General features: G+C 36.8%; 10 protein-coding genes. 2 read left to right on the top strand and 8 right to left on the bottom strand.

Annotated elements, in window-relative coordinates; all coding sequences use genetic code 11:
• Positions 1-72: 72 nt before the first annotated feature.
• Entirely contained in the window at positions 73-2,202 is a 2,130-nt protein-coding gene (ppk1, locus tag KZP23_RS20150) for a polyphosphate kinase 1 (protein WP_226336558.1), read from the top strand.
• Positions 2,203-2,267: 65 nt separating this feature from the next.
• On the opposite strand, the gene KZP23_RS20145 is transcribed toward ppk1, so the two are convergent.
• The 5 genes from KZP23_RS20145 to KZP23_RS20125 all read right to left on the bottom strand — a co-directional run bounded on the left by KZP23_RS20145 (position 2,268) and on the right by KZP23_RS20125 (position 6,688).
• The gene (locus KZP23_RS20145) at positions 2,268-3,164 is read right to left on the bottom strand and encodes a Ppx/GppA phosphatase family protein (RefSeq protein WP_226333586.1); all 897 of its coding nucleotides are present in this window, start codon (positions 3,162-3,164) and stop codon (positions 2,268-2,270) included.
• 105 nt (positions 3,165-3,269) lie between these two features.
• Positions 3,270-3,479, bottom strand: coding sequence for a hypothetical protein (locus tag KZP23_RS20140; protein WP_215223650.1), 210 nt, complete (start codon positions 3,477-3,479; stop codon positions 3,270-3,272).
• A 107-nt stretch (positions 3,480-3,586) separates the two neighbouring features.
• Positions 3,587-4,564, bottom strand: coding sequence for a TerC/Alx family metal homeostasis membrane protein (locus KZP23_RS20135; protein ID WP_226333585.1), 978 nt, complete (start codon positions 4,562-4,564; stop codon positions 3,587-3,589).
• Positions 4,565-4,627: 63 nt separating this feature from the next.
• Positions 4,628-6,409, bottom strand: a complete 1,782-nt coding sequence (locus KZP23_RS20130) for an SLC13 family permease (RefSeq protein WP_226333581.1) — start codon at positions 6,407-6,409, stop codon at positions 4,628-4,630.
• A 3-nt stretch (positions 6,410-6,412) separates the two neighbouring features.
• Positions 6,413-6,688, bottom strand: a complete 276-nt coding sequence (locus KZP23_RS20125) for a DUF202 domain-containing protein (RefSeq protein ID WP_226333580.1) — start codon at positions 6,686-6,688, stop codon at positions 6,413-6,415.
• A 48-nt stretch (positions 6,689-6,736) separates the two neighbouring features.
• On the opposite strand from KZP23_RS20125, the gene KZP23_RS20120 reads away from it, so the two are divergent.
• Positions 6,737-7,648: a DUF3078 domain-containing protein gene (locus KZP23_RS20120; RefSeq protein ID WP_226333578.1), complete on the top strand. Its 912-nt coding sequence runs from the start codon at positions 6,737-6,739 to the stop codon at positions 7,646-7,648.
• Positions 7,649-7,827: 179 nt separating this feature from the next.
• On the opposite strand, the gene KZP23_RS20115 is transcribed toward KZP23_RS20120, so the two are convergent.
• The 3 genes from KZP23_RS20115 to KZP23_RS20105 form a co-directional block, all read right to left on the bottom strand.
• Positions 7,828-9,363, bottom strand: coding sequence for a DUF4301 family protein (locus KZP23_RS20115; protein WP_226333576.1), 1,536 nt, complete (start codon positions 9,361-9,363; stop codon positions 7,828-7,830).
• Between the two features lie 175 nt (positions 9,364-9,538).
• Complete coding sequence (locus KZP23_RS20110) at positions 9,539-10,405, bottom strand: alpha/beta hydrolase (RefSeq protein WP_394370946.1); 867 nt, start codon at positions 10,403-10,405, stop codon at positions 9,539-9,541.
• A 515-nt stretch (positions 10,406-10,920) separates the two neighbouring features.
• Entirely contained in the window at positions 10,921-11,853 is a 933-nt protein-coding gene (locus KZP23_RS20105; protein WP_226333575.1) for a polysaccharide deacetylase family protein, read from the bottom strand.
• Between the last annotated feature and the right edge of the window lie 6 nt (positions 11,854-11,859).

Genomic DNA, 11,859 nt, shown 5'->3' with positions numbered 1-11,859 from the left:
CTTATCTTGAATTATCGTCGATAACCATTCTTTTTTAAAATTATTTATGTATTGAAGTTTGTAATTATGGAGATGGATGTCATTCAAAAAGATAAATATATAAGTAAGATAGATAGCAGTGACCTGGTAAGCCGGGACTTGAGTTGGGTTAAATTCAATGACAGGGTTTTGGATCAATCAAAGAAAGCGACCAGGACCATTTTCGAAAAGCTCAAGTTTATGGCCATTACTGCTTCTAATCTTGATGAATTTTTTATGATTCGGGTAGGTTCTTTGTATAATTACCTGGATTATGATAAAGAGCGAATAGATTATTCAGGTCTTAGGGAAGAGCCATTCAAAGAAAAATTGATGATGGACTCGCAGGCTTTCCATAGTCGTCAACATGAGCACTTTATCAATGAAATACTTCCAAATACGGAAGCCTCTGGTTTTATTTTGAGTAATGTCAAAAATCTCCGTGATGAAGAACAGGAACTGATCCGGGAATATTTCTTTAAGGCTGTCTATCCCATGCTGACCCCTATGGTATTTGATGGTTATCATACCTTCCCCATATTGATGAACAAGCTGTTGATTTTTGGGGTGGTAACCATTAATCCAGGAGAGAAAAAAGACAATAGAAAACTGTCCTTTGTGCAGATTCCATCAAATATTCCAAGGTTTTTTGAGATTGAAAGGGGAGAGAATGTAGTCTATGTGCCTATCGAGGAGGTGATTCGGGAACATATTGTTTCCCTTTTCAGAAATGTGGTGATAGAATCCATTAACCTTTTCAGGATTACCAGAAACGGGGATTTTACTCTTGAAGAAACAGAGGATATGGATTCCAATTTTCTGGAAGAGGTGAAGCGAAAGCTGAATGAACGAAAAACTGGGCGTGTTGTTCGGGTAGAAATAGAAGAGGGGCATAGCAAATGGATGATGAATTTGCTTAAAGATCGCTGGAAAATCCAAAATGACAGCATTTTCAAAGTACGGAAAGAAAGTATGTTGGATTTCACGAGTTTTTGGCAAATCATAGGCAATAAGCGATTCAAGGATAGGATGTGGCATCCACCGGCCCAAGTACCTCCCTTAAGTTATCCATTGGCAGGAAGGTCGGATATTTTTCAGACCTTAAAGCAAAAGGATGTGTTGCTGCATCATCCCTATAATAATATTGAGCCTATTTTCGATCTACTTTATCAGGCTGCAGAAGATCCTAATGTAATGGCTATAAAAATGACCATTTACAGGTTGGCCAAACACTCAAGGATCACTTCGGCACTTTTGAAGGCTGTAGAAAATGGGAAGCACGTTTCTGTCCTTTTTGAAGTCAAGGCACGCTTTGATGAAGAGAACAATATTCAAGAAGCCAAGAAACTGCAAAAGGCAGGTTGTTTTGTGATCTATGGTGTGAGTAACTTTAAAACCCACACCAAGCTATTGCTGATCGTGAAGAAGGATGAAAATAAAGTAACCAGATATGTGCATTTAGGATCAGGAAACTATAATGAGGATACTTCCAAATTATATACAGATTTGGGCTTGCTCACCACCAATGAGGTTTTGGCCAATGATGTTTCAGAATTCTTTAATGTAATCACTGGGCACTCTATGCCAAGTAGCTATAAAAACTTGATTACAGCTCCGCAGGGGATGAGAAGTCAGTTGATTAGTTTTATAGAAAATGAGGCTGAAAATGCTAAAAAGGGCTTGCCATGTGGGATTTTTATCAAGGTAAACAGCCTAGAGGATAGTGAATCCATACATGCCCTTTACAGAGCATCCCAATGTGGGGTTCCTATTAAGTTGATCATAAGAGGGATTTGCTGTCTACGACCGGGAAGGAAAGGACTGAGTGAAAATATTGAGGTGTATTCCATAGTAGGAGATTTTCTGGAACATTCCAGGATTTATCATTTTCATAATAATGGAGACACCAGAACCTATGCAGGAAGTGCAGATATGATGGTGAGGAGCTTTGAAAAAAGGTTGGAATCCTTGTTCAGGGTTCAGGATCCATTCTTGGAAAAGCAATTGATGAATATCATTGCCTATAATCTGAAGGATAATGTTAATGCTTATATCATGCAGGAGGATGGTAGCTACATTGCCAAGGCACCAGGAGAAAATGAAGAGGCATTCAATATCCACGAAGAGTTTTTCAAACTCACTCCGGAGATTGTGGAGGGGGTTAATTTGCAGGAATTAAATTGATTTGGATTTATCCATAAAAAAAGGCTGTCATCAAAATATGACAGCCTTTTTTGCATCCAGCAGATTCAAAATTTTGAATGGGCCAGTTTTGCTTTGTTTTTTTCATAGAGCACATTCATTACTCCATCTTTAAGTCCTACATCAGGGACGATCATTTTATTTGCATTGGCAGCTTCCATGGCTTCCAAATAAATACTGGATGCAGGAATGATAACATCAGCTCGATCGGGGTTTAGGTTTAGGTGATTTACCCTTTCTTCATAACTGAATCCTTCCAGGTAGGCCTTGATCTCTTTTATTTTGTTGATGTCAAGAAACCTTTTGTTCTTTCGGGGGTTGGACAGCTCAAAGATTTTATTGATATTCCCTCCCGTACCTATGCAGGTGATTTTGTGTTTTTTATCTATGTTTTCTGCAATAAAACTTCGCATGGAATTCCAAACCTTAGGAGATTTACCGCTGTCCAGGGTTCTGACAGATCCTATTTTAAATGACTTACTGGCCACTTTTTGTTGGTTTTGGTAGATGTTAAGCTCTGTACTTCCTCCGCCCACATCTATGTGAAGGTAGGACTTGTGGTCAATATAATTCCATAAAGCAATATTGATCAGATCCGCTTCTTTGTTTCCGTCAATAATTTGGATTTTTAAGCCTAAGTCCTGTTTTACTTCTTCGGCTATTTCTCGACCGTTTTCTGATTCGCGCATAGCAGAGGTCGCACATACCATATAGTCATCTACCTCATAAAGCTCAATGAGTAATTTATAGGCTTTCATTAGTTTGACGAATTTTCTACGGTTTTGATCACTTATTCTTTTATCGTGAAACACGTCTTTTCCCAATCTGAGTGGAAACCTGACATATTCCAATTTTTTGAAATTAATATTATCTTGGTAATGGGTGATATGGGTGATCTGCAATCTGATGGCATTTGACCCAATGTCTACTGCTGCTAGCTTCAAGGTTGATTTGGTTTATACTGTCTATAGACTTAAAACAATACCTCCCATTGAGGGAGATTAACTGCTTAAAAATAAAATAAAAAGAGGGGAAATTTTCCCCTCTTTTTATTTTTTCTTGGATACTCCCAAAAGGATAAGTCCAGCGATGATTGAAGCTCCACCAGCATAAGGAGGCCAATTTACATTTTTCTCTTTCTCCGCGCTTAGCTCTATAGGTCCAGCATCAATAACGGTTTCTTCAGTGGTAAAAGAAAAACCAGTTACGAAAAACATAGCTATGCCCGCTATGATTAAAATAATTCCAATGGTTTTCATATGTTTTTATATTGATTCGCCTAAAACTATTCAAAAAACCTACCAAAGATTATTTTTTTTACATAAAAGTTGATTATATCTTCTTAAATGTTTGTAATAATCTCATATTAAGTCTTTTGTAGCTTGTGCTTTTTTAGTGATAAAATTAGGCAAATCATTAAAATAGAACCCACAATCCCCAAAGAGAGGACAGAAGAGATATGATAGACTGATGAAATGATCATTTTTATCCCTATAAAAGCAAGTATAAATGCCAAGCCAAATTTCAAATAATCAAAAATATCAAATGCCGAAGCCAATAGGAAATAAAGTGCTCTCAAACCAAGAATGGCAAAAATATTAGAGGTATAAAGAACAATTGGATCATTGGAAACAGCAAAGATTGCTGGAATCGAGTCCACTGCGAACAATAAGTCGGTTATTTCAATTACTGCCAGTACTACCAATAGCTGAGTTGCCAGTCTTTTTCCATTGATTTTTATAAAGAACCTGTCTCCATGAAAATGTGGGTCTACAGGAAATATTTTATGAATAAGCCTAGTGCCCATGGAGTTATTGTAGTTTTCTTGGTTGTCTTCATCCTCGGGAAGCAAGGATTTCCAGCCTGCATATATCAAGAAAAAGCCAAAAACACTTAGTAATAAGTTGATTTTTATCGGTTTTCCCAATAACTCAAAAGTAGGCAGGTAGCTTAATTCTATCAGTGTTATTCCAAAGAAAATAAAAATGGCTCTCATAATGATGGCTCCGAGTATTCCGTAAAAGAGGACTTTGTGCTGGTATTGGTCAGGTACTTTAAAGAACTTAAATACCATTATAAACACAAAGAGATTATCCACGCTAAGTGCCTTCTCTATTAAAAAAGCAGTATAGTATTGGGAAGCTTTTTCTGCTCCAAGGTCAAAGTATAAGTACAGGCCAAAAAGCAGTCCCAAGCCGATCCAAACAACCGACCATAATAGTGCTTCCTTTGCTGCGATCTTTCGGGCCTTTCTATTGAATACAAATAAGTCGATTGCCAGCATGCTCAAAATAACCAAACAAAAACCAACTAGGGTATAGCCTTCCTCTTTGAAATAATCCATCCTTAATTTTTTAGAACTGTAAAAGTAGGAAATACTCCTTTAGCTAAAAACTTTGGTTCAGACTTAAAAGGGGAAAAATATAGGGATAAGGAAAGTAGCTACGATCCAATAGATAATATTCAAAGGTGTTCCAACTTTCAAATAGTCCACAAATTTATAATTGCCAGGAGTGTAGATCATAGTATTGGTCTGATAGCCCATGGGCGTCATAAAACTCAAAGAAGCGCCAAAGGTAACTGCCATGAGAAAAGGTCTATCACTGACTTCCAGAGCGGTTGCGATAGAGAGGGCTATAGGAGCCAATAGTGCTGCTGTGGCATTGTTCGACATGAAATTGGTAATCATAAAGGTCAATCCAAAAACAACACTTAGAATGGTAGTGGGGCCATAATTCCCCAATTCGTCTACAAGGAGATTGGCCAATAAAGTAGATGCCCCTGTTTTTTCAAGGGCTGTTCCCATAGATAAAATTCCAGCCAACATGAATAATACTTTCCAATCAATCGCCCTATAGGCTTCGTCAGTGGTAATGGATTTTAAGATCACTAGTAATATCACTCCAAGTATGGCCGCTATAGTAATAGGCAGAATATTTAAACCGGCTAAGGTCACTACAGAGATCACGATGAGCAGGGTTTGGGCTATTTTTTTCCAATCAATGCGTGGTGTAGTATCCTCCGAGATGACCAATAAGTTTTCTCCCCCCTTTATTTGTCCTACTACTTCCTCATCACCTCGTACTAGCAGTACGTCACCAGCTGAGATTTTTGTGTGTTTTAACTTTTTGTTGAGAATATCATTTCTATGTCTGATGGCTAGTACAGTCAGTCCAGGAAAGGTAGCCCTGAAATCGACAGATTTTACCGTGTTGTTTACTAAAATGGAATTAGGAGGAACAACCATTTCATATAATTTGTGTCCTTGAAACTTAAAGTCTTCATCTTTGAGCTTAAGGTCAATCTTTAATTCTATGCCAGGAACATTCCTTATTTGGGTCAATGTTTCCTTGTCACAGGTGATCCTAATGGTGTCATGTGGACGAATGGATGTGTATTTATATGCATTGATTTTATCTCCATTATCACGGATGATTTGAACCGCTTCAATATTGTAATCATTAAAAAATTTAGCTGAGCGGATAGATTTGCCAATATCCTCGAATTTTTGAGTGACAAATATTTCGGTAATATAATCTCCCAAGTCAAATGTCTCAGATAATTCCCTGGCCGGTTTTCTGCTTGGGATCAACCATCTTCCTATGGTCATCATATAAGTGATCCCAATAAGTAAAAAGATGATGCCCATACCGCTCATTTCAAAAATTCCGAATGGTTTGACACCATTGCTTTCAGCTATACCGCTTACAAGAATATTGGTACTGGTTCCCAAAAGGGTACAAACCCCACCCATCAGTGCCCCAAAAGATAAAGGCATCAGCAATTTGGAGGGAGGGATATTACTGTCTTTGGAGATTTTGAGGACCGTGGGCATCATTAATGCGACTATTGCGGTGTCATTGATAAATGCAGAAAGCGTACCCGCAACAATCATAAGTGTCAGTAGGAACATGAATTCATTCTTTCGGCTCATTCGGAGAAAGAGGATGTTAATGGAATTAAGGGATCCTGTTTTAAAAACTGCCGCACTGATGACGAACATGGCGCCGACTGTAACGGTGGCCGGGTTGCTAAAACCAGCTACCCCTTCTTCAAAACTCAGAATACCAGTGACCATGAAGCTGATCATGACCATGATAGATACGGTGTCTATAGAGAACTTCTCCGTGAGAAAAAGTGCCATAGCAAGGCCGATAATAATGAGTACAAGTAAGATTTCAAATGTCATGGTTTACATTTTAGCATAATGGCCTTTTTTAATTTTTCTTTTGATGGAGAAGAAATTTGTAAACCCCATTACCAAGAAGATCAAGCTGATTCCAAATGATAAGTACCCAAATTCTTTGATGTTGGCTAAACCTTCTACTTTTACCAACGCCGTGCCACTCACCAAAAAATAGAGACTAGTTCTAATATACGAAAGAAGTGTCCTATCATTGGCCATTTTGGTCCTTTGTCTTGCCAAATAATCTCTAATAATTAATTCATTTTCAGATTCTTTTTCCATAGTTTTGCTAACTTCATATGGTTCAATTTCATAATAAATCTAAAAAAAATGCTTTTTTCTACGAAGAAATTTTTCCTAACCTGTACTTTGTTGGGTATTTGTCTTTTAGGCTATGCACAAACAGCACCTACCTTGACTGAAAAAACAAAAAGTGATACCTCTTATTGGGTAAAGGAATTTTCTGCAGGTTTAAATTTTAATCAAGGTGCATTTAGTAGTAATTGGAAATCAGGAGGGGTGAATTCTATTTCCTTCGGGAGCATTTTGGCCGGAAAGGCTAATTACGCCAAAGAAAAATGGACTTGGGACAACCAAATGGAATTGTTATACGGTATTGTCAAAAATGAAGGTGAACAGTCAAAAAAATCCAATGACCGTATATTTCTTGATTCAAAAGTAGGGTATAAGCTATCAGATAAATGGGGCAGCTATTTTTCTGCCAATTTTCTTTCTCAATTTACCAGAGGTTATGAGTATGGTGATGATGATGTGAGGACATTGATATCAGATTTTATGTCACCAGGTTATCTGACCACTTCATTAGGTTTTGAATATAAGCCAAACGATGAATTTAACCTTCGTATTGGCCCATTATCTCCAAGATGGACGTTTGTAACCAATTTAGATATTTCGGATAATGTGGAGGACAATTATGGTGTGCCTATTGGAGAAAAGGTAAGAACGGAATGGCTGGCCATGCAAATATTTGCTGAGTGGGATAAGGATATTGCAGAAAACTTTAATATTAAGTCCAGGTATCAAATGTATGCTAACTATGAGACCTTGGCGTGGAAGACAATAGACCACCGATTAGATATCGCCTTGACTGCTAAAATCACGCAGTTGATCAATGTTACCTTTACCAGTATTAACTTATATGATATTGATCAAGATGCTGGAATCCAGTATAGCCAAGGTTTGGCTTTGGGTATATTGTATAAGGTAAGTAACAAAAAATAGCCGATAACATACCTTTTTTATAAAATATTTTGAATATAGGTGAAAATTACTATTTTTGTTTAACTGTGGTAGTTAAATAATAGTTGGTTTAGTTTTCAAAATAAAGAGCAGAGAAATTTTCTCTGCTTTTTTATTATCAATGAAATTGTAATTTATTGTTTTTCAGTGAAATATATTTTCTATTGATGCTGTGTCCTTAATAAATCATTTATGGTTTTGACAGGGTTAAAAGTAGATAATGGAACTTCAACAAATAGGGTGTTCCAATCTGCCATAGCGCCATTCCACAGACCAGGGAGTTCTTGCGCTTTTAGCTCTTTACCATTTTTTGATTTGTTGGTGATAAAACCTGTTTCTGGGTCCCTGTATTTCAACAGATCAAATTTTTCACCCTTGTAATTTCTTACAGCACAAACCAGATCAGTAGGATTAAAATGAGTGGAATTCTTTAAGATGGAGGCCTGCTCAGAGTTGTTAAGATCAAGTTGGGCAGTTTCTCCTATTTGAAGAGATATGGCGCCATCCTTGTTTTTGACCCAGAATGGACCACCACCAGGCTCCCCAGTGTTTTCCACCATGCCACAAACCCGAATAGGTCTGTTAAGTTTTAATCTTATATAGTCGAATTTTTCATTATCCTTCCACGTCTTAAATGCAGCAGGGAGTTTTGTTCCTAATTTGTTTTCTATGAGATCAGTTGCAGCCTCCAGGATTTCTGAATTAGGTTCTCTATCTATTTTATGAAGCAATTCAAAAACTTGATTTTGAAGATCTATAAGGATACTTGCCAATGCAATTTTATAAGACTTAGTAATGTCTTTGAGGTGGTCCGGAACGACATTATCAATGTTTTTTATGAAGATTATATCAGCATCAATATCATTTAAATTTTCTAATAACGCTCCGTGACCAGCTGGACGAAATAATATTTTTCCATCTTCTTCTATAAAGGGACTGTTGTCAGGGTTCACGGCTATTGTATCTGTAGACTTTTTCTGTTGGGAAAAACTTACTTCAAAATTCACCTTGTATCGGTCCCCTAGCAAGTCCTTAAGGAAGTTGACCTTATCTTCAAAACTATCCTGGTGCTCTGGAGAAACTGTAAAATGTAATCTTACTGTATTGCCTTTCCCCAATCCGTAATGAAGGCCCTCTATAAAATGTTCAAAGATTGGTGTCCGACTACCATCTTCATAACGATGAAACTTTAGTAGGCCTTTTGGTAAACTGCCATAGGACAAGCCCTTATCATCTAATAAATATTCAATAATAGTGGCATAATCTTCCTTATCAATAAGGTCATCGATATCATGGCCAGCATCTGTTATGACTTCCGAGAGGTCTTTGTAAAATGCAAACGTTTTCAGATTTGAAATAAATTTTTCAACGAAAGGGTTGTTAGCCAGAGATTTGTCCTGTGTTTCCAAATAGGCAAACAAATCTTTGAACATCCTAGTGGCAGCACCACTTGCAGGCACAAATTTCACCAATACTTTGTTAGAAACTTTTTCAGCATAGGAGAGAAGGCAATGATTAATTTCCTTATCGTTCACTGTAATAATGCCATTGCCAAGACTGGCAGCCTCTACTATGGACAAATAGGGGAACCCTTTTTTGAAATTCTGGATTTGTAATTCAATTTTTTCCAAATCCATTCCTTGTTGGACTATTTTTTCTTTAATCCCAGCTTCTTTCATATCGGTTTCATTAAGCATAAAAAAACAATTTATGGGTGTGGTTAATATATATCTGTCGTTCTAATCTTTAATAAAATAGTCGAACTTTGACAGTTTTCAAATCAATATGGCTCCAACAATCATTTAGTGCCATATTGATTTGAAATAAAGTTCTGTAATAATGATATGAAAAATACCTTCAGTTTTGTTACGACTATTGGTGAAAAGATCTGGAAACAAATTCCAATACTGAAGGTAAGGACTCTCTCCAATATGTCCAAGTATGTCCTCCATTTCTAATCCTAAATTCATGGGGAATTTCTTTTTTTCTCATGGCAATATGTACTAGACTATTTCCTTCATATAGGAAATCATCATCTCCGCAATCTATATACCATTTGATTGATTGTAGGGATTTTTTGTCCATGTTTTCTATAAGAGACAGGGCATTGTGTTTTTCAAAGTAGGCTTTTAGCTCAGTTTCAGAATGATCCTCGGAATCATTCATTCTTGAGATCATCTGCTCAATAGAAAGTGGGCCAATATAGGCACTTAGTGGAGCTGCGGCAGCAAAGAGTTCAGGGTGATGCAAGGCGTACATAAAACTGCCCCCGCCGCCCATGGAGAGACCTGCTACTGCTCTGTACCTTTTTTCCTTTTTTATTCTATATTTTTCTTCCACATGTGGGATCAATTCTTCAAAAATGAAATCTTCGTAATTCCAGTCTCCATCAATTTGATTGAAATAGCCTCTCTTACCTGTGTTGGCATCCGGCATGACGATAATCATAGGTGTGGCTTTTCCAGCTTTTATGGCTTGGTCACTTATGTGCTGGACTTCCCCAAATTGTATCCAACCAGTATGGTCATCTCCTGCACCATGAAGAAGATATAGGACGGGGTAACTCCTTTCTGAGCTTTCATAATCTGGAGGTAGATATATGGCATACTTTCTTTCTCCTTGTAATATTTTGCTGTCTAAGCTTAGGTTATCAAATACTTTTCCCGATTGGGCGAAAATGTTTTGTGTAATGAAAACTAAAAATAAGTGTAGAAAAATGGTCTTGGTTAAGGTCATCATGCAATCTAGTGTTTGTAGTTGTTGGAATTATTAATGGTAAGTAGTCTTGAATTTAATCCTTAAGGAAAGTACTAAAGTTTTCGATAGGATGAAATATTTTGTGTTCCAATTAAGATTGAAAAGTGATTTTATGGAAATGAAAATATACCTAAACAATAAAGTCCGTGTTGTGCACGGACTTTAATCAAAAATTTGTGATCGGAAAAACGCAATTTATTTCAAACAGTTAGAAGAGATTCTTTAGGTGATTAAGAATCGCTAATTACATAATTTGATTTTTTCTTTTTGTTAATTATATTTTATCAGTCTTTTATATATTGAAGTTAAGAAATATTATGTTTATATATAAGGGCTTTTTTGAATAAAGGGAAGTACTGTATGCTTTTGTATATGAATGACTTAATTAGGTTATTCATTTACTGTTAATTGTAAAAGAAAAGGCAACTTTTTTCAACCTTTCAATTCAACAGGATAAGGTTGTTTTTAATGTTTGGTAAAAGCTGTTCCAAGTGGATTTAATGGTTCATGGATTTAATGAACTTTGGTGTGACAGGATCATCTTTGAAAAAGTCTGCCTTTTTACCCATACTGATGGCCCACCTGTCCAGCCATGATATGCCCCAATCTCCATATTTAGAGATGACAGTATTGTAAGCAGGGTCCTGCAAGGCTTCATCTTGAGAAATAAATTTGTAGCCGAGATCTCTAATTCTTTTGACCAATTCTTCCATATAATCAGCATTCAAAAGATTAGCGTGGCAAAGTAAGATTTGATTGATATTTCTGTTGAATAGTTTTTGGGCAGATTGTTCAAAATAAATCACTTTCTCTTCCATATAGTCAATATATGCTTTCCCAATCCTTTTCATTAGTGCTTCATCTCCTTTTTTATAGGCCTTGGAATACGCAAAAGCAAATAGATAATCATCATTATCCACTGTTACGGGGGCGGCTATGTAATTGTGATTGATTAGGAATCGACCTAATTGGTCGCTTAGTTCTTTGGTTTTTCCGCTGCGTAAATAAGGGTGGCGGAAGAATTTCAGTTCCTGGTGGTACTTTGGAAGCAGTATTTTTAGGATGTTTTCACCTTTAATGATGTCAGAGGTGAATGCATCAAACCCTACTTCATGATAATTTGAATGGGAGAAAGTGTGATTGCCAAGCTCCAAACCTTGGGATAGCCAATATTCTAGCAGCTGCAGTTTAGCGGAATCCAGTTGGTCTCCTTCATAGAGCTTACTTTCATTGACATACCCTATTGCAGGAACATCTTCTTGGATGAAAGTTAGGACCAATGATTGTGTGATCCTATTATGAAATGCAATATCGTTTATCCCATAAGTAACTGTAGGAAGATCATCTACCGTAATGCAAATCTTTTTCTCCTGAGCTGTAGACTGAAAGCAAATTACTAGGAAGAATAGGGAAATGGATAAGTGTTTCATAATCGG

It is taken from the genome of Echinicola marina (assembly GCF_020463795.1).
Classification (GTDB): Bacteria; Bacteroidota; Bacteroidia; order Cytophagales; family Cyclobacteriaceae; genus Echinicola; species Echinicola marina.
Note: the sequence above shows the minus strand (reverse complement) of the source record. Positions and strands in the feature narration are given on the sequence as shown.

What these genes read in the sequence shown, in the direction of transcription:
- KZP23_RS20110 (WP_394370946.1), bottom strand. Translation starts at nt 10,405, where the DNA reads ATGATGACCTTAACCAAGACCATTTTTCTACACTTATTTTTAGTTTTC.
- KZP23_RS20105 (WP_226333575.1), bottom strand. Translation starts at nt 11,853, where the DNA reads ATGAAACACTTATCCATTTCCCTATTCTTCCTAGTAATTTGCTTTCAG.
- KZP23_RS20140 (WP_215223650.1), bottom strand. Translation starts at nt 3,479, where the DNA reads ATGAAAACCATTGGAATTATTTTAATCATAGCGGGCATAGCTATGTTT.
- KZP23_RS20125 (WP_226333580.1), bottom strand. Translation starts at nt 6,688, where the DNA reads ATGGAAAAAGAATCTGAAAATGAATTAATTATTAGAGATTATTTGGCA.
- ppk1 (WP_226336558.1), top strand. Translation starts at nt 73, where the DNA reads ATGGATGTCATTCAAAAAGATAAATATATAAGTAAGATAGATAGCAGT.
- KZP23_RS20120 (WP_226333578.1), top strand. Translation starts at nt 6,737, where the DNA reads ATGCTTTTTTCTACGAAGAAATTTTTCCTAACCTGTACTTTGTTGGGT.
- KZP23_RS20135 (WP_226333585.1), bottom strand. Translation starts at nt 4,564, where the DNA reads ATGGATTATTTCAAAGAGGAAGGCTATACCCTAGTTGGTTTTTGTTTG.
- KZP23_RS20115 (WP_226333576.1), bottom strand. Translation starts at nt 9,363, where the DNA reads ATGCTTAATGAAACCGATATGAAAGAAGCTGGGATTAAAGAAAAAATA.
- KZP23_RS20130 (WP_226333581.1), bottom strand. Translation starts at nt 6,409, where the DNA reads ATGACATTTGAAATCTTACTTGTACTCATTATTATCGGCCTTGCTATG.